This window comes from Pseudomonas sp. Tun-23181 (assembly GCF_057415455.1).
In genome coordinates this window covers 1,437,696-1,455,986 of sequence record NZ_CM171630.1, presented here as the reverse complement: position 1 = coordinate 1,455,986, position 18,291 = coordinate 1,437,696, and the positions used below count along the sequence as shown (strand labels likewise).

The following is an 18,291-nucleotide window of genomic DNA, read 5'->3' as shown; positions in this document are numbered from 1 at the left end:
GGCGTCGATGAGTGTGCTTGCAGGACGAGGGAAAGACAATGCATGCAGGGGCGCTGGTCGTATTCGAGGTCGTGTGCAGACAACGAACCCCGCATGGCCGGGGCAGGCGCGCCTGTCATCCCGTCGTCGTCCCGGCTATGCTTGCAGGGGCAGATGCTGAACGGGGAGGGCCTCATGTCTACGCTGGAACGGGCTATCGCCGTGGCCGCCAGGGCCCATGAAGGGCAATGCGACAAGGGTGGGGCGGCCTATATCCTCCACCCGTTGCGGGTGATGATGCGGGTGGCCACGCCTGAGCAACGGATCGTGGCGGTACTGCACGATGTGCTGGAAGACACGCCGCTGACCCTGTCGGACCTGGCCCGCGAAGGCTTCACCCTGAAGATTCTCGCCGCACTGCTGGCGCTGAGCAGGCGCGAGGACGAAAGCTACGAGGCATTCGTCGTGCGCCTGGGCCATGACCCGTTGGCGCGCCAGGTCAAGCTGGCGGACTTGGCCGACAACAGCGACCTGTCACGCATTCCTTGCCCGGGCCCTGCGGACCTGGCCCGGCTCAGCCGCTACCAGCAGGCCAGCGCCTACCTGCAGGCATTGGCCTGAGCCTCAGCCGCAGGCCTTGAGGTTCACCGGCCCCACGAAGTCGTTGCCGTGGCCCATCACGCACGCCACTTGCTGGTTGCGTTGCAGCTCCCAGACCTGCGGCGGGTAGGTCTTGTTCCAGGCGTCGAACAGCTGGCGGTCCTGGCGGGACAGGCGCAGGTCGTACCGCTTGCTCATGTAGAAGTAGGTGCGGGCGATCATCCCTCGAATGGAAGGGCGCGGCATGACCTTCCGTGCCTTGAAGTCGACTTGGGTCAGGCAGCGGCCGTACTGGCCTTGCTGCGTGGGCAGCCAGCCGAAGCTGTAGTTGCTGCGGTCGCCGTTGACCTCGCCGATGCTCGGCACCAGGTTGTGCAGGTCGGCCTCGGCGCGCTTGAACACATCGTCGTGGCGTGCGCAGTTCTTGCGCCCGCCCTGTTGCCAGCATTGGCGCTGATGGCCGATCTGCCAGGCCGGGACGATGTGTTCCCACTCGATGCGCGAGGCGCGTTGGGCGTTCTTGCGTGGGGTATAGCCACAGGAAGCCAGGTCGACCTTGTTGCCCTTGTACTTGCAGCCGCAATAGAACTCCGTGGATTGCGGTGCATACAACCGCCACGCCACCTTCTTGGCTTCCTGGAAGGTGCGCGGGGCATCGGCATGGGCGAGGGGAATGCTCAACAGCAGGCAGGCGGTGGCAAAAAGCGTAACTCTCATGCGCGGTCAGTCTTCCTTCGGCACGGTCCAGAAGATCTGCACGCCGCCGTCGTCGCGGTGGGCGAGGGTGACGTTGTCGTTCTCGGCGATCTCCTCGAGCAGGGTCTCCCAGTCATCGGGCGACTCGTGTTCCAGGCGGAAGATCAGGGCGGCGCGGCTGCGCTGGGCGATGGGGCTGTTGATGATCTTCTGGATGCGCAGACCCAGTTGCTCATAACTGCCAGGCGTTGCGGAGGAGGTGCTGGCCACGGGGCTTTTCCTTGTTTTGCTGTATGTGCATACAGTATTTGACTGTAGGCAATTTCGCAACAGCGTGTAAGGTGAAAAGCGTATATGACCGTGCTAGAGGGATTAGTTCGGGATTGGCTATGTGATGTGAGGGGCGACCTGTCCGGCGCCCCCTGGATCCTGAGCATCACAAAACGGGTGCAGGCAGCACACCCGTCCAGCGATCAATACTCCCAGAAGATCCGCTGCAGCTCCTTGCTGTCCTGGGTCTTGGTCATCGCCACCATGGCCAGGATCCGTGCCTTCTGCGGATTCAGGTCATGGGCCACGACCCAGTCGTTCTTGTCGTCAGGCTGCTCGGCATTGCGCAGCACGAAGCCGCCGGCATTCACATGCGAGGAGCGAATGATCTGCACGCCGTCCTTGCGCAGCGCCTGCAGCGCCGGCACTACCCGCGACGATACCGAGCCATTGCCGGTGCCAGCGTGGATGAGCGCCTTGGCGCCATTCTGCGCCAGCGCCTTGTAGGCGGTGTCGGTCACGTTGCCATAGCCGTAGGCGATGTCCACCGCTGGCAGGCTGCTGATCTGCTTGATGTCGAATTCCGAGTTGACGGTGTGGCGCTTGGCCGGCAGGCGGAACCAGTACGACTTGCCTTCCACCACCATGCCCAACGGGCCCCATGCGCTCTTGAACGCCTCGGTCTTGATGTTGATCGCCTTGCTCACGTCGCGGCCCGACTGGATCTCATCGTTCATGGTCACCAGCACGCCCTTGCCGCGGGACTCCTTGCTGCTGGCCACGGCGACGGCATTGTACAGGTTGAGCATGCCGTCGGCGGACATGGCGGTGCCTGGGCGCATGGAACCGACCACCACGATCGGCTTGTCGGTCTTCTCCACCAGGTTGAGGAAGTAGGCGGTCTCTTCCAGGGTGTCGGTGCCGTGGGTGATGACGATGCCGTCGACGTCCTTGCTGTCGGCCAGTTCGGCGACGCGTTTGCCCAGCTTCAGCAAGTCTTCGTTGCTGATGCTTTCGGAGGCGATCTGCATCACCTGCTCGCCGCGCACGTTGGCCAGGTCGGCCAGCTCCGGCACACCGGCGATGAGCTTGTCGACGCCGAGCTTGGCGGCTTGGTAGGTGGCGCTGTTGGCGGCGCTGGCGCCTGCGCCGGCGATGGTGCCGCCGGTGGCGAGGATCACCACGTTGGCCAGTTTCTGCTGTTGCTCGGCTTCCTTGGCGGACGCGGCTGTCGGCAGGATCAGCAGCAGGGCGAGGGCGCCGGGAGCGAAGGTCTTCAGTGCAGCTTGCATGTTTTTGTTCTCTCTCTTCCTGATGAGGTGTTGGCTGTGTCGCACAGCTGCCCAGGCAGGTTTCGTACCAGGCGCCGGCGGTAAGGTGAACAGCGAGGGGCCGTCGCTACGTTCAGGGCGCGACGAGCCCGTGCCAACGGGAAATGCGCCATGCTTTGCAGATGCAGGCACGTGGTTCGGTGGCCTGCTGTGGCGGCTCCTTGTGTTCGGTGTTCCGAACAAGCGTAGGAAAAGATGTTCGGTTTTTCGGATAAATTCCGGATAATCCGGACACGTGTCACAGGGGAGGGTGGCGCGCGGGATTTGACAAAGCCAGGTCCTGTTTTCATAGTAAGGCAACGCAAACGTTTGCATCCGATAAAAACCACAAGATTCGGAGTCAATTCAATGAACTTGCCGTTCCCGGGGCGCCTGCTGGCCCTCGCCGTCTTCTCCACGTTGTCCCTGGCCTTGCCACTCTCCGCCGCCCACGCCGAAGACAAACCCAAGGTCGCCTTGGTGATGAAGTCCCTGGCCAACGAGTTCTTCCTGACGATGGAGGATGGCGCCAAGACCTACCAGAAAGACCACGCCAACGACTTCGACCTGGTGGCCAACGGCATCAAGGACGAATCCGACACCAGCAACCAGATCCGCATCATCGAGCAGATGATCGTCTCCGGCGTCAATGCCCTGGTCATCGCCCCGGCTGACTCCAAGGCCCTGGTGCCGGTGGTGAAGAAGGCCATGGACGCCGGCATCACCGTGGTCAACATCGACAACCGCCTCGACCCCGAGGTGCTGCGGAGCAAGGGCATCAGCGTCCCCTTCGTCGGCCCCGACAACCGCAAGGGCGCCCGCCTGGTCGGCGACTACCTGGCCAGCAAGCTCAAGGCTGGCGACCAGGTCGGCATCATCGAAGGCGTGCCGACCACCACCAATGCCCAGCAGCGTACCGCGGGCTTCAAGGACGCCATGGAGGCCGCGCAGATGCAGGTGGTCGCGGTGCAGTCGGGCAACTGGGAGATCGACAAGGGCAACGCCGTGGCCGCCGCCATGCTCAACGAATACCCCGAACTCAAGGCGCTGCTGGCCGGCAACGACAGCATGGCCCTGGGCGCCGTGTCGGCAGTGCGCGCCGCTGGCAGGACCGGCCAGGTGCAGGTGGTCGGCTATGACAATATCCGCGCCATCAAGCCCATGCTCAAGGACGGCCGCGTGCTCGCCACTCTTGAGCAGCACGGCGCCGACCAGGCGGTGTTCGGCATCCAGGCGGCGCTGAAGATGCTCAAGGGCGAGAAGCCCGATGTGGATGCCGACAACGTCATCCAGACCCCGGTCGAGCTGGTCACCCAGCCTTGAGGCATGGCAGGAGGGATGCGCATGTCTGCCTCGGCCAATGAAGTCGTGCTCGGCGTGGACGGCCTGGGCAAGACCTATGCCCAGCCGGTGCTGGGCGATGTCACGCTGCAACTGCGCGCGGGCGAGGTGCTGGCCCTGACCGGCGAGAATGGCGCCGGCAAGAGCACGTTGTCGAAGCTCATCGGCGGCCTCGAGCCGCCCAGCGCCGGGCAGATGACCTACCTGGGCCAGCCCTACGCACCCGGCAGCCGCAGCGCGGCCGAGCGCCTCGGCGTGCGCATGGTCATGCAGGAGCTCAACCTGCTGGCGACCCTGACCGTTGCCGAGAACCTGTTTCTCCACAAGCTGCCCAGCCGTGCTGGCTGGATCAGCCGCAAGCGCTTGCGCCAGCAGGCCAGTGCGGCCATGGCCCAGGTCGGCCTGGACGCCATCGACCCGGACACTCCGGTCGGCGCGTTGGGCATCGGCCACCAACAGATGGTGGAGATCGCCCGCAACCTGATCGGCGACTGCCGCGTGCTGATCCTCGATGAACCCACGGCCATGCTCACCGCCCGCGAGGTGGAGCTGCTGTTCACCCAGATCGAGCGCCTGCGCCAGCGCGGCGTGGCCATCGTCTACATCTCCCATCGCCTGGAGGAACTGCAGCGGGTGGCCCAGCGCGTCGCGGTGCTGCGCGACGGCAAGCTGGTGTGCCTCGAGCCGATCCAGCGCTACAGCAGCGCCGAGCTGGTCGACCTGATGGTCGGGCGCGAACTGGGCGAGCACATCGACCTCGGTCGCCGCCAGATCGGCCCACCTTTGCTCAGGGTCGACAGGCTCAGCCGCGGCGACAAGGTGCGCGAGGTGTCGTTCGAGGTGCGGGCAGGGGAGATCTTCGGGGTCTCAGGGCTGATCGGCGCTGGCCGGACCGAGCTGCTGCGCCTGATCTACGGCGCCGACCGCGCCGACAGCGGCAGCATCGCCCTCGGCCAGCCGCCCCGGCCGGTGGCCATCGATTCGCCCAAGGCCGCCGTGGCGGCCGGCATCGCCCTGGTCACCGAGGATCGCAAGGGCGAAGGCCTGCTGCTGTCCCAGTCGGTCAGCGCCAACCTCGCCCTGGGCAACCTGGGTGCGGTGTCCCGTGGCGGTATCCTCGATGCTGGCGCCGAGCGCGCCCTGGCCGATCGGCAGATCGCCGCCATGCGCATCCGCAGCGCAGGCCCGGCCCAGGCCGTGGGCGAGCTGTCCGGGGGCAACCAGCAGAAGGTGGTGATCGGCCGCTGGCTGGAGCGCGACTGCCAGGTGCTGCTGTTCGACGAGCCGACCCGAGGCATCGATGTCGGCGCCAAGTTCGACATCTATGGCCTGTTGGCCGGGCTGGCGCGCCAGGGCAAGGCGCTGGTGGTGGTGTCCAGCGACTTGCGCGAGCTGATGCTGATCTGCGACCGCATCGCCGTGCTCAGCGCCGGCCGCCTCATCGATACCTTCGCGCGTGACGACTGGAGCCAGGACCAGCTCCTCGCCGCCGCCTTCGCCGGCTACCAGAAACGTGATGCGCTGCTGCACGATGCAGCGCCCAGGATGGACGCATGAAGACCACACCTCTCGAGACCTCGGTCAGCGCATCGGTGCGCCGCGCCGGCAGCTACTTCGGCCTGGGCACCTACCTGGGCCTGGCCGGGGCTTTGCTGGCGATGATCGTGCTGTTCGCGTTCCTGAGCAGCCATTTCCTGTCGTACGCCACCTTCAGCACCCTGGCCAATCAGATTCCCGACCTGATGGTGCTGGCGGTGGGCATGACCTTTGTGCTGATCATCGGCGGCATCGACCTGTCGGTGGGCTCGGTGTTGGCGCTGGCCGCCTCGACGGTCAGCCTGGCGATCCTCGGCTGGGGGTGGAACGTGTTGCCCGCGGCGCTGCTGGGCATGGCCGTGGCGGCCCTGGCCGGCAGCATCACCGGTGGCATCACCGTAGCCTGGCGCATCCCCTCGTTCATCGTCTCCCTCGGCGTGCTGGAGATGGCCCGGGGCCTGGCCTACCAGTTCACCGACTCGCGCACCGCCTACATCGGCGATGCCTTCGCCTGGTTCTCCAACCCCATCGCCTTCGGCATTTCGCCGGCCTTCATCATCGCCTTGCTGGTGATCGTCCTGGCCCAGCTGGTGCTGACCCGTACCGTGTTCGGTCGCTACCTGATCGGCATCGGCACCAACGAGGAGGCCGTGCGCCTGGCTGGCATCGATCCGCGCCCCTACAAGGTCCTGGTGTTCGCCCTGATGGGGCTGCTCGCCGGGCTGGCCGCGCTGTTCCAGATCTCCCGCCTGGAAGCGGCCGACCCCAATGCCGGCGCGGGCCTGGAGCTGCAGGTGATCGCCGCCGTGGTGATCGGTGGCACCAGCCTGATGGGTGGGCGCGGCTCGGTCATCAGTACCTTCTTCGGCGTGCTGATCATCTCGGTGCTGGCCGCCGGGCTTGCGCAGATCGGCGCCTCGGAACCGACCAAACGCATCATCACCGGGGCGGTCATCGTCATCGCTGTGGTGCTCGACACCTACCGTACCCGGCGCGCAGGCCGGCGGAACTGAAACCATGGCAACCATCAAAGACGTCGCGGCACTGGCCGGTATTTCCTACACCACCGTGTCCCATGTACTGAACAAGACCCGCCCGGTCAGCGAGCAGGTGCGCCTGAAGGTCGAGGCGGCCATCGCCGAACTCGACTACGTGCCCAGCGCCGTGGCCCGTTCGCTCAAGGCGCGCAGCACCGCGACCATCGGCTTGCTGGTGCCCAACAGCGTCAACCCGTATTTCGCCGAGCTGGCCCGTGGCATCGAGGACGGCTGCGAGCGCAATGGCTATTGCGTGATCCTCTGCAACTCCGATGACAACCCGCAGAAGCAGCGCAGCTACCTGCGCGTGCTCCTGGAAAAGCGCATCGACGGCCTGATCGTCGCCTCGGCGGGCCAGGCCCCCGACCTGCTGGAGAGCCTGGCCAGCGTGCGTACGCCGATGGTCATCGTCGACCGCGCCCTGGAAGGCGTCGATGCCGACCTGGTGCGCATCGACCATGAGCAGGGCGGCTACCTGGCCACGCGCCACCTGCTGGAGCTGGGCCACCGCGACATCGCCTGCATCGGCGGCCCGGTCGATACCGGCGCCAGCCAACTGCGCCTGGCCGGCTTTCGTCGTGCCATGGCCGAGGCGGGGCTGGCGGTGGCCGAGGGCCGCGAGCTGCATTGCGACTTCACCAGCCCGGGCGGCCATGCCGCCGCGGCCCGCTTGCTGGATGGCGCGCGGCCCACGGCGATCTTCGCGGGCAACGACATGATCGGTTTCGGCGTGCTGCGCGCCGCCGCCGAGCGCAATATCAGCGTGCCAGGCGAGCTGTCGGTGATCGGCTTCGACGACATCGAGCTCAGCCGCTATGTCTACCCGCCGCTGACCACCGTCGGTCAGTCGATCCGCGAACTGGGCGAGAGCGCTGCGCAATTGCTGCTGGCACGCATCGCCACACCCCGGCACGGTGCGGCGCAGCAGCGGATCGTCGCGCCTCGCATCGTGCTGCGTGAATCCACCGGGCGGCGCCCGGACCTGTTCAATGACTATCGCTGAGGAGCGCCCATGCATGCCAAGGTAGTGGTGGTCGGCAGCCTCAACATGGACCTGGTGGCGCGTACCCAGCGTCTGCCCCGGGCCGGCGAGACCCTGGCCGGCGACAGCTTTTTCACCGTACCCGGCGGCAAAGGCGCCAACCAGGCGGTGGCGGCGGCGCGCCTGGGCGCCAGCGTGGCGATGGTCGGCAACGTCGGCGACGACGCCTATGGCCAGCAGTTGCGCCAGGCCCTGGAGCGCGAGGGCATCGATTGCCAGGCGGTCGGCGTGTGCGCCGGCGTTTCCAGCGGTGTGGCGCTGATCATGGTGGATGCCGCGAGCCAGAACTCCATCGTCATCATCCCCGGCGGCAACGGTTTGCTGACGCCTGCGACGGTGCAGCGCTTCGACCGGTTGCTACAGCAGGCCGAGGTGATCATCTGCCAGTTGGAGGTGCCAGCCGCCACGGTGGCCTGGACGCTTGCCCGCGGGCGCGAACTGGGCAAGACGGTGATCCTCAACCCCGCGCCGGCCAGCGGCCCCTTGCCGGCGGACTGGTTCGCCCACATCGACTACCTCACCCCCAACGAAAGCGAAGCCGAGGCCCTGGCCGGCGTGCCCGTCACCGACATCGACAGCGCCCGGCGTGCCGGCGAGCGGCTGCTGCAGCTGGGAGCGCGCAAGGTGATCGTGACGCTGGGGCCCCTGGGGGCGATGTTCGTCGATGGGGCAGGCAGCCGGCACTACCCGGCGACGGTGGTCAAGGCGCTGGATACCACGGCGGCCGGCGACACCTTCATCGGTGGCTTTGCCGCGGGCTTGGTGCGGGGGATGGAGGAGGGCGAAGCGATCGCCTTCGGTCAGCGCGCCGCCGCGCTGTCGGTGACCCGCGCCGGTGCCCAGCCTTCGATCCCCTACCTGGCGGAAGTGGCGCCATGCGGAAGACAATAGCGTCCTGTCCCGGACCCTTGCCGCGCTCGGGCATGGCGAGGGGGTCTGCTAACTAACTGGAGTCACGCTCATGTCCACCTCGACCATCACGGCTCCCCAGTCCGCCCCGTGCGACCTGATCATCGATACCGACCCCGGCGCCGACGACCTGGTGGCGTTGCTGCTGGCCATGGCCTGCCCGGCAGAGCTGAACATCCGCGCGATCACCACCGTGGCCGGCAACGTGAGCCTCGGCAAGACCTCGCGCAACGCCTGCCTGGCTCGGGAGTGGGCTGGCCGCGAAGACATCCCGGTCTACGCCGGGGCAGGGCGCCCGCTGGTGCGCAAGCCGGTGCATGCCGCCGAGGTGCATGGCGAGGAGGGGCTGGAGGGTGTGGCTGTCCATGCGCCCAGGCAAGGCCTGGCTTCGGGCAGCGCCGTGCAGTACCTGGTCGACACCCTGGCTGACGCCGAGCCGCACAGCATCACCCTCGCCATGCTCGGCCCGCAGACCAACCTGGCCCTGGCGCTGGTCCAGCAGCCGGGCATTGCCAGGGGCATCAAGGAAGTGGTGGTCATGGGCGGCGCCCACTTCAATGGCGGCAATATCACCCCGGTGGCCGAGTTCAACCTGTATGCCGACCCTCACGCCGCCGAAGTGGTGCTGGCCAGCGGCGTCAGGCTCGCCTACGTGCCTCTGGACCTGACCCACAAGATCATCACCAGCGACGAGCGCTTCAGGCAGTTGGCCGCGATCGGCAACCAGGCCAGCAAGCGTGTGGTGGGTATCCTCGATGCCTACGTCAAGCACGACATGGACTTGTACGGCATGCCCGGCGGCCCGGTGCACGACGCCTGCGTCATCGCCTACCTGCTCGCGCCCGGTTTGTTCAGCGGTCGGCGGGCCCACATGACGGTCGACAGCCGTGAAGGCCCGACCTTCGGTCAGACCATCGTCGACTGGTATGGCGTGCTCAAGCGTCCGGCCAATGTGCTGTGGCTGAACGACGGCGATGCCCAGGGTTTCTTCGACCTGCTCAGTGCGCGTCTGGCCCGATTGCAATAGCCGCCTGCGACGTGTAGCGCTCGAGCACCTGCTCGATGAAGCTGCGTGCCGCCTCGCTGCCGCGTTCGCGTACCAGCAGGTCGACGGCGATCAGCAGCAGTTCCTCCGGCGTGCCAGGGCTGTAGGCGCTCTGGCCCTCGGCCCATTTGACCTTGATGTCGGCATCGATGCTGTGGCTACTCATGGGAGGCTCTCGTACTGGCCCGGGCTGTGGGTCGAACACCTGACCCTGGCGTTCGAAAGGAGGCGTGATGCGCTCCGCTTCTTGCAGTAAATCATGCCTTTGCGCGGATGGCACGGCGACGTGAGCCTAAGCGGTGTGGCGTGCGGTGCAAAATCCGGTCACGATTACCCTTCGTCATGAGCGGCAGGTTCAGGCAGACTTGTCCGGTTTTGCAACAAACTGTGAGTGACGCTGTCGCATCAGGCAGTGTCCCGTGATCGATTAGGAGGATTCATGTTCCGTACCCGTGCTTACCTGGCGACCTTGCTGGCGGCTGCAGTCCTGGCAGGTTGCAGCACTGGCGGTTCTTCGGGCGCTGGCGGCAGCGCCCCGGCCCCTTCGGCCGGCAACGATGGTCGCTGCGAGGCCAGCGGCGCCGATTTCGCCATCGGCAAGCAGGGCACCGCGGAGTTGCTCGAGCAGGCGCGCAAGGCCAGTGGCTCGCAGTTGGCGCGGATCCTCAAGCCCCATGACGTGATCACCCTGGAGTATCGCTCCGAGCGCTTGAACCTGAATGTCGACGACCGCGGTGTGGTCACGCGCGTCAACTGCGGCTGAGTGTCGGTTGGGGTAGGGCGGTGGGTTGCAAAGCAGCCCCAATGCCGCACCCACAAAAAACCCGCCATGAAGGCGGGTTCTTTGTATCGGTCGCCGAATTACTCCGGACGAACCTGCGCAGCCTGCATGCCCTTCTGACCGCGCTCGGCAACGAAGGAAACGGACTGGCCTTCTTTCAGGCTCTTGAAGCCGTCGGTTTCGATGGCCTTGAAGTGTACGAACAGGTCGTCGCCGCCGCCTTGTGGGGTGATGAAGCCGTAGCCTTTTTCATCATTGAACCATTTGACGGTGCCGGTTTGGCGATTGGACATGAGGTGAATCTCCAGAAACATGGTTTTTTTTCGAGGTGCAATGTTGCCGAGGCTACGGAGCACCGGCACATCATAGTCTAATTCTGCGTATCTAGCGCCTGTTACCTTCGCCGGATACTGATCCAGGGCAAACAAAATGTGAATCGCCCGGTAAAAACCGTCAGCTTTTCGGCGCGCAGGCCTGTCGCACGACCGTCTGTGCCCGCTGCATCAGCTTGGCGTCAACGCCGTCCTTGCTGTCCAGTTCCTCGATCTCGGCTTTGGTGAAGTTCTTTTCGATGGCGTCGGCGCCACATTTGCAATGCTTGTCCGCCGTCTTGGCGTCGACGCCCTGTCCGGTGGCCACCTGGACGCATTGGTCCATGTAGGCGCCTTTCTTGCCGGCAGGCCACTGCGCATGCGCCGCCAGGGGCAGCAGCAGGGCACCAGCGGCGGTCAGGGCCAGAAGAGACTGAAGTCGCATAACCAGACACTCCTTGGGTTGGGTCTCATCAAGAGTAGGATGCTTCAGAGACTCTGATGGGAAATTTTCCGTACAAGTTCACCCGAACGGCTCAATTTCCAAATATTTCTGCCTGGCGTACAGCCCGCGTGCTAGGATGTTCGGCTTGCAGCTCATCACTAACAGCTCGCAGCTTAATTTTCCAGTCACTCTGGTTCGTCCCTGACAGGCCGAAAAGGTCTCTGCCACTGTGAGGCAGGCTTTCCCACGGGAAAGGCAGGGCGGATCTTGTACTGGCTCATCCCAACCCATGTGACCTTTGGTAGGGGTCACCACTAGGAGAGGAGGCGCCATGCCCGTAATTACTCTTCCCGATGGCAGTCAACGTACGTTCGACAAGGCCGTCACCGTTGCCGAAGTCGCCGCATCCATCGGCGCGGGCCTCGCCAAGGCCACCCTGGCCGGCAAGGTCAACGGCAAGCTGGTCGACGCCTGCGACCTGATCGAGAACGACGCCACCCTGCAGATCATCACGCCCAAGGATGAAGAGGGACTGGAGATCATCCGCCACTCGTGCGCCCACCTGATCGGCCACGCGGTGAAGCAACTGTACCCGACCGCCAGGATGGTGATCGGCCCGGTGATCGACGAAGGCTTCTACTACGACATCGCCTACGAGCGTCCTTTCACCCCCGACGACCTGGCCGCCATCGAGCAGCGCATGCAGCAGCTGATCGACAAGGACTACGACGTCATCAAGAAGATGACCCCGCGCGCCGAAGTCATCGACGTGTTCAAGAACCGTGGCGAGGACTACAAGCTGCGCCTGGTCGAGGACATGCCCGACGAGCAGGCCATGGGCCTGTACTACCACGAAGAATACGTCGACATGTGCCGTGGCCCGCACGTGCCGAATACCCGCTTCTTGAAGGCCTTCAAGCTGACCAAGCTGTCCGGCGCCTACTGGCGTGGCGACGCCAAGAACGAGCAGCTGCAGCGCGTGTACGGCACCGCCTGGGCCGACAAGAAGCAACTGGCGGCGTACATCCAGCGCATCGAAGAGGCCGAGAAGCGCGACCATCGCAAGATCGGCAAGCGCCTGGGCCTGTTCCACCTGCAGGAAGAAGCGCCGGGCATGGTGTTCTGGCACCCGGCCGGCTGGACGGTCTACCAGGTCCTCGAGCAGTACATGCGCAAGGTCCAGCGTGACAACGGCTACCTGGAGATCAAGACGCCGCAGGTGGTCGATCGCTCCCTGTGGGAAAAGTCCGGGCACTGGGCGAACTATGCCGAAAACATGTTCACCACCGAGTCGGAAAACCGCGACTACGCCATCAAGCCGATGAACTGCCCCTGCCACGTGCAGGTGTTCAACCAGGGCCTGAAGAGCTACCGCGAACTGCCGCTGCGCCTGGCCGAGTTCGGTGCCTGCCACCGCAACGAGCCGTCCGGCGCGCTGCACGGCATCATGCGTGTGCGCGGCTTCACCCAGGACGATGCGCACATCTTCTGCACCGAAGAGCAGATGCAGTCCGAGTCGGCCGCGTTCATCAAGCTGACCCTGGACGTCTACCGTGACTTCGGCTTCCAGGACATCCAGCTCAAGCTGTCCACCCGTCCGGAAAAGCGCGTCGGCTCCGACGAGCTGTGGGACCGCGCCGAAGGCGCGCTGGCCGCGGCCCTGGACGCCGCCGGCCTGCCGTACGACCTGCAGCCGGGCGAGGGCGCCTTCTATGGCCCGAAGATCGAGTTCTCGCTCAAGGACTGCCTGGGCCGCGTGTGGCAATGCGGAACCCTGCAGCTGGACTTCAACCTGCCGATCCGCCTTGGCGCCGAGTACGTCTCCGAAGACAACGGCCGCAAGCACCCGGTGATGCTGCACCGTGCCATCCTCGGTTCGTTCGAGCGTTTCGTCGGGATCCTGATCGAGCACTACGAAGGGGCGTTCCCGGCCTGGCTGGCGCCGACCCAGACGGTGATCATGAACATCACCGACAAGCAGGCCGATTTCGCCCTCGAGGTGGAAAAATCCCTGAACGGTAGCGGTTTCCGTGCCAAGTCCGACTTGAGAAATGAGAAGATCGGCTTTAAAATCCGCGAGCATACTTTGCTCAAGGTCCCGTACCTTTTGGTTATAGGGGATCGCGAAGTCGAAACGCAGACCGTCGCCGTACGCACCCGTGAAGGCCAGGACCTCGGCTCCATGCCGGTATCCCAATTCACCCAACTGCTCGCTGACGCAGTTGCCCAGCGCGGTCGCCTAGAATCGGAGTAATGACTATTAAGCGTGAAATGAGAAACGATAAACGAACTGCACCGAAGGCCCCGATCAACGAGAATATCTCGGCACGCGAGGTTCGGTTAATTGGAGCCAACGGCGATCAGGTTGGCATCGTCTCGATTGATGAAGCGCTGCGTATCGCTGAAGAAGCGAGACTGGATCTGGTGGAGATCTCTGCCGACGCGCAACCGCCTGTCTGCAAGGTCATGGACTACGGCAAGCACCTCTTCGAGAAGAAGAAGCAGGCCAACGAAGCCAAGAAGAACCAGAAGCAGATCCAGATCAAGGAAATCAAGTTTCGTCCAGGGACGGAAGAAGGGGATTACCAGGTAAAACTACGCAACCTGGTACGTTTCCTTAGCGATGGGGACAAGGCCAAGATCTCTCTGAGATTCCGCGGCCGTGAGATGGCCCACCAGGAGCTGGGGATGGAACTGCTGAAGCGGGTCGAAGCCGACCTCGCCGAATACGGTACCGTCGAACAGCATCCGAAGATGGAAGGACGCCAGCTTATGATGGTCATCGCCCCCAAAAAGAAGAAATAACCTCCTGGGCACGGCAGGCCTAATGGTTATGTGTAATTTATCGAATGCGGAGTTCCAAACATGCCAAAGATGAAAACCAAGAGCGGTGCTGCGAAGCGTTTCCTGAAAACCGCTTCCGGCTTCAAGCACAAGCACGCTTTCAAGAGCCACATCCTGACCAAAATGTCGACCAAGCGTAAGCGTCAACTGCGCGGTGCCAGCCTGCTGCACCCGTCCGACGTGGCAAAAGTCGAGCGCATGCTGCGCGTACGTTAATTCTGGTCAACGATAGAGGAAGTTACTCATGGCTCGTGTAAAGCGCGGCGTCATCGCTCGTAAGCGTCACAAGAAAATTCTGAAACTGGCTAAAGGCTACTACGGTGCGCGTTCGCGCGTATTCCGCGTCGCCAAGCAGGCGGTCATCAAGGCTGGTCAATATGCCTACCGTGACCGTCGCCAGAAGAAGCGTCAGTTCCGCGCCCTGTGGATCGCTCGTATCAACGCCGGTGCCCGCACCAACGGCCTGTCCTACAGCCGTCTGATCGCTGGCCTGAAAAAAGCGTCGATCGAAATCGACCGCAAGGTTCTGGCCGACCTGGCAGTGAACGAAAAAGCGGCGTTTGCTGCGATTGTCGAGAAAGCTAAAGCCGTCCTGGCTTAAGTACCCACGACAATCACCTGGCGGCGCTTGCGGCGCCAGGTGTTGAACGTCATCGATAGGGGAAGAGCCTGCAAGGTTCTTCCCCTATTTTCGTATCTGGAGTCTGTACATGGAAAACCTGGATGCGCTGGTCTCCCAAGCCCTGGAGGCCGTGGAGCGCGCTGAAGACATCAATGCCCTGGAACAGATCCGGGTTCAATTCCTCGGCAAGAAAGGCGAGCTGACCCAGGTGATGAAGACCCTGGGCAACCTGCCAGCCGAAGAGCGCCCCAAGGTCGGTGCGCTGATCAACGACGCCAAGGAGCGCGTCACCGAAGTGCTCAACGCACGCAAGGCCGCTTTCGAAGAGGCCGAGCTCAGCGCTCGCCTGGCGGCAGAATGCATTGATGTGACCCTGCCAGGCCGTGGCCAGACCTCCGGTGGCCTGCACCCGATCACCCGTACCCTCGAGCGCATCGAACAGTTCTTCACCCATATCGGCTACGGCATTGCCGAAGGCCCCGAGGTCGAAGACGACTACCACAACTTCGAAGCCCTCAACATCCCCGGCCACCACCCGGCCCGGGCGATGCACGACACCTTCTACTTCAATGCCAACATGCTGCTGCGTACCCACACCTCGCCGGTGCAGGTGCGGACCATGGAGTCGACCCAGCCTCCGATCCGCATTGTCTGCCCGGGCCGCGTGTATCGCTGCGACTCGGATATCACCCACTCGCCGATGTTCCACCAGGTCGAAGGCCTGCTGGTCGACCGTGGCATCAACTTCGCCGACCTCAAGGGCACCATCGAGGAGTTCCTCCGGGTGTTCTTCGAGAAGGAGCTGGCGGTGCGCTTCCGTCCGTCGTTCTTCCCCTTCACCGAGCCGTCCGCCGAGGTCGACATCCAGTGCGTGATGTGCTCTGGCAACGGCTGCCGGGTGTGCAAGCAGACCGGCTGGCTCGAGGTGATGGGCTGCGGCATGGTCCACCCGAACGTGCTGCGCATGTCTGGCATCGACCCGGAAGAGTACCAGGGCTTCGCCTTCGGCATGGGCGCCGAGCGCCTGGCCATGCTGCGCTATGGCGTCAACGATTTGCGTCTGTTCTTCGACAACGACCTGCGGTTCCTCGCGCAATTCCGCTAGGTCCGTACTTGACGCAATTTTCAGGAGAACAGCATGAAATTCAGTGAACAGTGGCTGCGCGGTTGGGTAAACCCGCAAGTCTCCCGTGACGAACTGGTCGCTCGCCTGTCCATGGCCGGCCTCGAAGTCGACAGCGTCACCCCCGCTGCCGGCCAGTTCAGCGGCATCGTGGTGGGCGAAGTACTCGCCACCGAACAGCACCCGGACGCCGACAAGCTGCGCGTGTGCCAGGTCAGCAACGGCCAGGAGACCTTCCAGGTCGTCTGCGGCGCCCCCAACGTGCGCCCGGGCCTGAAGATCCCCTTCGCCATGATCGGCGCCGAGCTGCCGGGCGACTTCAAGATCAAGAAGGCCAAGCTGCGTGGCGTCGAGTCCTTCGGCATGCTCTGCTCGGCTGCCGAGCTGCAGATCAGCGAAGAGAACGACGGCCTGCTGGAGCTGGCCGCCGACGCCCCGGTAGGTGAAGACATCCGTACCTACCTGAGCCTGGACGACGCCAGCATCGAGGTCGACCTGACCCCGAACCGCGGCGACTGCCTGTCGCTGGCGGGCCTGGCCCGTGAAGTCGGCGCCCTGTACGCCGCCCCGGTCACCCGCCCGCAGGTGCCGGCCGTTGCCCCGGCCCACGACGAAGTGCGCCCGGTCGACGTCCTGGCCCCGGCGGCCTGCCCACGCTACCTGGGCCGCGTGATCCGCAACGTCGACCTGTCCAGGCCGACCCCGCTGTGGATGGTCGAGCGCCTGCGCCGCGCCGATGTACGCAGCATCGACGCTGCCGTCGACATCACCAACTACGTGATGCTCGAACTCGGCCAGCCGATGCACGCCTTCGATCTCGCCGAAATCAACGGCGGCATCCGCGTGCGCATGGCCGAGGAGGGCGAGAAGCTCGTCCTGCTGGACGGCCAGGAAGTCGCCCTGCGTAGCGACACCCTGGTCATCGCCGACCACACCCGCGCCCTGGCCATCGCCGGCGTCATGGGCGGCGAGCACAGCGGTGTGTCCACCGAGAAGACCCGCGACCTGTTCCTCGAGAGCGCCTTCTTCGAGCCGATCTCCGTCGCCGGCAAGGCCCGCTCCTACGGCCTGCACACCGATGCCTCGCACCGCTACGAGCGTGGCGTCGATTCGCAACTGGCCCGCGAAGCCATGGAACGCGCTACTGCGCTGGTCCTGGAGATCGTCGGCGGCGAAGCCGGCCCGATCGTCGAGGCCGTCAGCGAGCAGCACCTGCCCAAGGTCGCGCCGATCACCCTGCGCGCCGAACGTATCACCCAGATGCTCGGCATGGAGATGGACGCCGCGCAAGTCGAGCAACTGCTCAACGCCCTGGGCCTGAAGACCAGCGCCAGCGGGGCAGGGCAGTGGACCGTCGAGGTTCCGAGCCATCGCTTCGATATCAGCCTGGAAGTCGACCTGATCGAGGAGCTGGCCCGCCTGTACGGCTACAACCACTTGCCAGTGCGCTACCCGCAGGCACGCCTCGCGCCCCAGTCCCGCCCGGAAGCCCGCGGCGAACTGCCGACCCTGCGCCGCCTGCTGGTCGCCCGTGGCTACCAGGAAGCCATCACCTACAGCTTCATTGACCCGAAGCTGTTCGAACTGTTCAGCCCCGGCATCGAGCCTCTGCTGCTGGCCAACCCCATTTCCAGCGACATGGCCGCCATGCGTGCGTCCCTGTGGCCGGGCCTGGTCAAGGCGCTGCAGCACAACCTCAACCGCCAGCAGGACCGGGTCCGCCTGTTCGAAAGCGGCCAGCGCTTCGTCGGCCAACTGGGCGACCTCAAGCAGCAGCCGATGATCGCCGGCGTCGCCACCGGCAGCCGCCTGCCCGAAGGCTGGGCCAACGGCCGTGACGGCATCGACTTCTTCGACGTCAAGGCCGACGTGGAAGCCCTGCTGGGCTATTCCGGCGCCCTGGACGCGTTCACCTTCGTCGCCGGCAAGCACCCGGCCCTGCATCCAGGCCAGACCGCCCGCATCGAGCGCGACGGCAAGGAAGTCGGTTACCTCGGCGCGATCCACCCGGAACTGGCCAAGACTCTCGGCCTGGACCGCCCGGTGTTCGTCTTCGAGCTGGTGCTGGGCGATGTGGTCGAAGGCCGCCTGCCGACGTTCAGCGAGCTGTCCAAGTTCCCGGAAGTGAGGCGTGACCTGGCGTTGATCGCAGGTCGTGATGTAGCTTCTAGCTCGGTGCTTGACGTAATTCGTGACAATGCAGGCGAATGGCTGACAGACCTCAGGCTGTTTGATGTCTACCAGGGTAAAGGTATTGATCCTGATAGAAAAAGCCTCGCCGTTGGCTTGACCTGGCAGCATCCATCGCGCACTCTTAACGACGATGAGGTGAACGCGACCCTGCAAGATATCCTCACCTCGCTCGAACAAAGGTTGAACACCACGTTAAGGAAATAGCGT

At 64.5% G+C, this 18,291-nt stretch carries 20 protein-coding genes; 14 read left to right on the top strand and 6 right to left on the bottom strand.

Features of this window, described 5'->3' with window-relative positions:
• Nucleotides 1–174 precede the first annotated feature (174 nt).
• Complete coding sequence (locus ACDI39_RS07175; RefSeq protein WP_225788382.1) at nucleotides 175–600, top strand: GTP pyrophosphokinase; 426 nt, start codon at nucleotides 175–177, stop codon at nucleotides 598–600.
• Nucleotides 601–603: 3 nt separating this feature from the next.
• Here ACDI39_RS07175 and ACDI39_RS07170 read toward each other — a convergent pair whose 3' ends face one another.
• From ACDI39_RS07170 to ACDI39_RS07160, 3 genes are all read right to left on the bottom strand, one after another.
• The gene (locus tag ACDI39_RS07170) at nucleotides 604–1,296 is read right to left on the bottom strand and encodes an endonuclease (RefSeq protein ID WP_225788381.1); all 693 of its coding nucleotides are present in this window, start codon (nucleotides 1,294–1,296) and stop codon (nucleotides 604–606) included.
• 6 nt (nucleotides 1,297–1,302) lie between these two features.
• A complete protein-coding gene (locus tag ACDI39_RS07165; protein ID WP_225788380.1) occupies nucleotides 1,303–1,545 on the bottom strand; it encodes a DUF1654 domain-containing protein in 243 nt (80 codons plus the stop codon).
• Between the two features lie 203 nt (nucleotides 1,546–1,748).
• On the bottom strand, nucleotides 1,749–2,837 hold the full coding sequence (locus ACDI39_RS07160) for an asparaginase (protein WP_225788379.1): 1,089 nt from the start codon (nucleotides 2,835–2,837) through the stop codon (nucleotides 1,749–1,751).
• A 387-nt stretch (nucleotides 2,838–3,224) separates the two neighbouring features.
• On the opposite strand from ACDI39_RS07160, the gene ACDI39_RS07155 reads away from it, so the two are divergent.
• The 6 genes from ACDI39_RS07155 (at nucleotide 3,225) to ACDI39_RS07130 (ending at nucleotide 9,747) form a co-directional block, all read left to right on the top strand.
• Nucleotides 3,225–4,178, top strand: a complete 954-nt coding sequence (locus tag ACDI39_RS07155; protein ID WP_253091147.1) for a sugar ABC transporter substrate-binding protein — start codon at nucleotides 3,225–3,227, stop codon at nucleotides 4,176–4,178.
• Between the two features lie 21 nt (nucleotides 4,179–4,199).
• Nucleotides 4,200–5,753, top strand: coding sequence for a sugar ABC transporter ATP-binding protein (locus ACDI39_RS07150; RefSeq protein ID WP_253091146.1), 1,554 nt, complete (start codon nucleotides 4,200–4,202; stop codon nucleotides 5,751–5,753).
• Nucleotides 5,750–6,745 (top strand): ABC transporter permease, encoded by a 996-nt coding sequence (locus ACDI39_RS07145; RefSeq protein ID WP_225788376.1) that lies wholly within the window; start codon nucleotides 5,750–5,752, stop codon nucleotides 6,743–6,745. The genes ACDI39_RS07150 and ACDI39_RS07145 overlap by 4 nt, the downstream gene beginning before the upstream one ends.
• A gap of 4 nt (nucleotides 6,746–6,749) precedes the next feature.
• Nucleotides 6,750–7,772 carry a LacI family DNA-binding transcriptional regulator gene (locus ACDI39_RS07140; RefSeq protein ID WP_225788375.1) on the top strand — a complete coding sequence of 341 codons (1,023 nt, stop codon included), beginning with the start codon at nucleotides 6,750–6,752 and terminating at the stop codon, nucleotides 7,770–7,772.
• Between the two features lie 9 nt (nucleotides 7,773–7,781).
• Nucleotides 7,782–8,702: a ribokinase gene (gene rbsK, locus ACDI39_RS07135; RefSeq protein ID WP_225788374.1), complete on the top strand. Its 921-nt coding sequence runs from the start codon at nucleotides 7,782–7,784 to the stop codon at nucleotides 8,700–8,702.
• Between the two features lie 70 nt (nucleotides 8,703–8,772).
• Complete coding sequence (locus ACDI39_RS07130; protein ID WP_486538172.1) at nucleotides 8,773–9,747, top strand: nucleoside hydrolase; 975 nt, start codon at nucleotides 8,773–8,775, stop codon at nucleotides 9,745–9,747.
• Here the strand turns inward: ACDI39_RS07130 and ACDI39_RS07125 are convergent.
• Nucleotides 9,719–9,931, bottom strand: coding sequence for a hypothetical protein (locus tag ACDI39_RS07125; protein ID WP_225788372.1), 213 nt, complete (start codon nucleotides 9,929–9,931; stop codon nucleotides 9,719–9,721). The two genes, ACDI39_RS07130 and ACDI39_RS07125, sit on opposite strands and share 29 nt — an antisense overlap.
• 273 nt (nucleotides 9,932–10,204) lie before the next feature.
• Between ACDI39_RS07125 and ACDI39_RS07120 the strand changes: the two genes are divergently transcribed.
• Nucleotides 10,205–10,528, top strand: a complete 324-nt coding sequence (locus ACDI39_RS07120; RefSeq protein WP_225788371.1) for an I78 family peptidase inhibitor — start codon at nucleotides 10,205–10,207, stop codon at nucleotides 10,526–10,528.
• A gap of 98 nt (nucleotides 10,529–10,626) precedes the next feature.
• Here ACDI39_RS07120 and ACDI39_RS07115 read toward each other — a convergent pair whose 3' ends face one another.
• Nucleotides 10,627–10,839, bottom strand: coding sequence for a cold-shock protein (locus tag ACDI39_RS07115; RefSeq protein WP_225788483.1), 213 nt, complete (start codon nucleotides 10,837–10,839; stop codon nucleotides 10,627–10,629).
• Between the two features lie 160 nt (nucleotides 10,840–10,999).
• Entirely contained in the window at nucleotides 11,000–11,302 is a 303-nt protein-coding gene (locus ACDI39_RS07110; RefSeq protein WP_225788370.1) for a hypothetical protein, read from the bottom strand.
• Nucleotides 11,303–11,633: 331 nt separating this feature from the next.
• Between ACDI39_RS07110 and thrS the strand changes: the two genes are divergently transcribed.
• From thrS to pheT, 6 genes are all read left to right on the top strand, one after another.
• Nucleotides 11,634–13,556 carry a threonine--tRNA ligase gene (gene thrS / locus ACDI39_RS07105; protein WP_486538169.1) on the top strand — a complete coding sequence of 641 codons (1,923 nt, stop codon included), beginning with the start codon at nucleotides 11,634–11,636 and terminating at the stop codon, nucleotides 13,554–13,556.
• Nucleotides 13,556–14,107, top strand: a complete 552-nt coding sequence (gene infC / locus ACDI39_RS07100) for a translation initiation factor IF-3 (RefSeq protein WP_225788368.1) — start codon at nucleotides 13,556–13,558, stop codon at nucleotides 14,105–14,107. The genes thrS and infC overlap by 1 nt, the downstream gene beginning before the upstream one ends.
• A 60-nt stretch (nucleotides 14,108–14,167) precedes the next feature.
• On the top strand, nucleotides 14,168–14,362 hold the full coding sequence (gene rpmI, locus ACDI39_RS07095; RefSeq protein ID WP_003250667.1) for a 50S ribosomal protein L35: 195 nt from the start codon (nucleotides 14,168–14,170) through the stop codon (nucleotides 14,360–14,362).
• A 28-nt stretch (nucleotides 14,363–14,390) separates the two neighbouring features.
• The gene (rplT, locus tag ACDI39_RS07090; RefSeq protein ID WP_003250671.1) at nucleotides 14,391–14,747 is read left to right on the top strand and encodes a 50S ribosomal protein L20; all 357 of its coding nucleotides are present in this window, start codon (nucleotides 14,391–14,393) and stop codon (nucleotides 14,745–14,747) included.
• Nucleotides 14,748–14,856: 109 nt separating this feature from the next.
• A complete protein-coding gene (gene pheS / locus ACDI39_RS07085) occupies nucleotides 14,857–15,873 on the top strand; it encodes a phenylalanine--tRNA ligase subunit alpha (protein WP_225788367.1) in 1,017 nt (338 codons plus the stop codon).
• A gap of 33 nt (nucleotides 15,874–15,906) precedes the next feature.
• Nucleotides 15,907–18,288: a phenylalanine--tRNA ligase subunit beta gene (gene pheT / locus ACDI39_RS07080; RefSeq protein ID WP_225788366.1), complete on the top strand. Its 2,382-nt coding sequence runs from the start codon at nucleotides 15,907–15,909 to the stop codon at nucleotides 18,286–18,288.
• Nucleotides 18,289–18,291 lie beyond the last annotated feature (3 nt).

Excerpts from the sequence above, each read along its gene's own strand:
- ACDI39_RS07145 (WP_225788376.1), top strand. The coding sequence starts at position 5,750 with ATGAAGACCACACCTCTCGAGACCTCGGTCAGCGCATCGGTGCGCCGC.
- ACDI39_RS07150 (WP_253091146.1), top strand. The coding sequence starts at position 4,200 with ATGTCTGCCTCGGCCAATGAAGTCGTGCTCGGCGTGGACGGCCTGGGC.
- rplT (WP_003250671.1), top strand. The coding sequence starts at position 14,391 with ATGGCTCGTGTAAAGCGCGGCGTCATCGCTCGTAAGCGTCACAAGAAA.
- ACDI39_RS07140 (WP_225788375.1), top strand. The coding sequence starts at position 6,750 with ATGGCAACCATCAAAGACGTCGCGGCACTGGCCGGTATTTCCTACACC.
- rbsK (WP_225788374.1), top strand. The coding sequence starts at position 7,782 with ATGCATGCCAAGGTAGTGGTGGTCGGCAGCCTCAACATGGACCTGGTG.
- ACDI39_RS07125 (WP_225788372.1), bottom strand. The coding sequence starts at position 9,931 with ATGAGTAGCCACAGCATCGATGCCGACATCAAGGTCAAATGGGCCGAG.
- thrS (WP_486538169.1), top strand. The coding sequence starts at position 11,634 with ATGCCCGTAATTACTCTTCCCGATGGCAGTCAACGTACGTTCGACAAG.
- ACDI39_RS07155 (WP_253091147.1), top strand. The coding sequence starts at position 3,225 with ATGAACTTGCCGTTCCCGGGGCGCCTGCTGGCCCTCGCCGTCTTCTCC.
- ACDI39_RS07110 (WP_225788370.1), bottom strand. The coding sequence starts at position 11,302 with ATGCGACTTCAGTCTCTTCTGGCCCTGACCGCCGCTGGTGCCCTGCTG.
- ACDI39_RS07170 (WP_225788381.1), bottom strand. The coding sequence starts at position 1,296 with ATGAGAGTTACGCTTTTTGCCACCGCCTGCCTGCTGTTGAGCATTCCC.
- pheS (WP_225788367.1), top strand. The coding sequence starts at position 14,857 with ATGGAAAACCTGGATGCGCTGGTCTCCCAAGCCCTGGAGGCCGTGGAG.
- infC (WP_225788368.1), top strand. The coding sequence starts at position 13,556 with ATGACTATTAAGCGTGAAATGAGAAACGATAAACGAACTGCACCGAAG.
- pheT (WP_225788366.1), top strand. The coding sequence starts at position 15,907 with ATGAAATTCAGTGAACAGTGGCTGCGCGGTTGGGTAAACCCGCAAGTC.
- ACDI39_RS07115 (WP_225788483.1), bottom strand. The coding sequence starts at position 10,839 with ATGTCCAATCGCCAAACCGGCACCGTCAAATGGTTCAATGATGAAAAA.
- ACDI39_RS07120 (WP_225788371.1), top strand. The coding sequence starts at position 10,205 with ATGTTCCGTACCCGTGCTTACCTGGCGACCTTGCTGGCGGCTGCAGTC.
- rpmI (WP_003250667.1), top strand. The coding sequence starts at position 14,168 with ATGCCAAAGATGAAAACCAAGAGCGGTGCTGCGAAGCGTTTCCTGAAA.
- ACDI39_RS07160 (WP_225788379.1), bottom strand. The coding sequence starts at position 2,837 with ATGCAAGCTGCACTGAAGACCTTCGCTCCCGGCGCCCTCGCCCTGCTG.
- ACDI39_RS07130 (WP_486538172.1), top strand. The coding sequence starts at position 8,773 with ATGTCCACCTCGACCATCACGGCTCCCCAGTCCGCCCCGTGCGACCTG.
- ACDI39_RS07175 (WP_225788382.1), top strand. The coding sequence starts at position 175 with ATGTCTACGCTGGAACGGGCTATCGCCGTGGCCGCCAGGGCCCATGAA.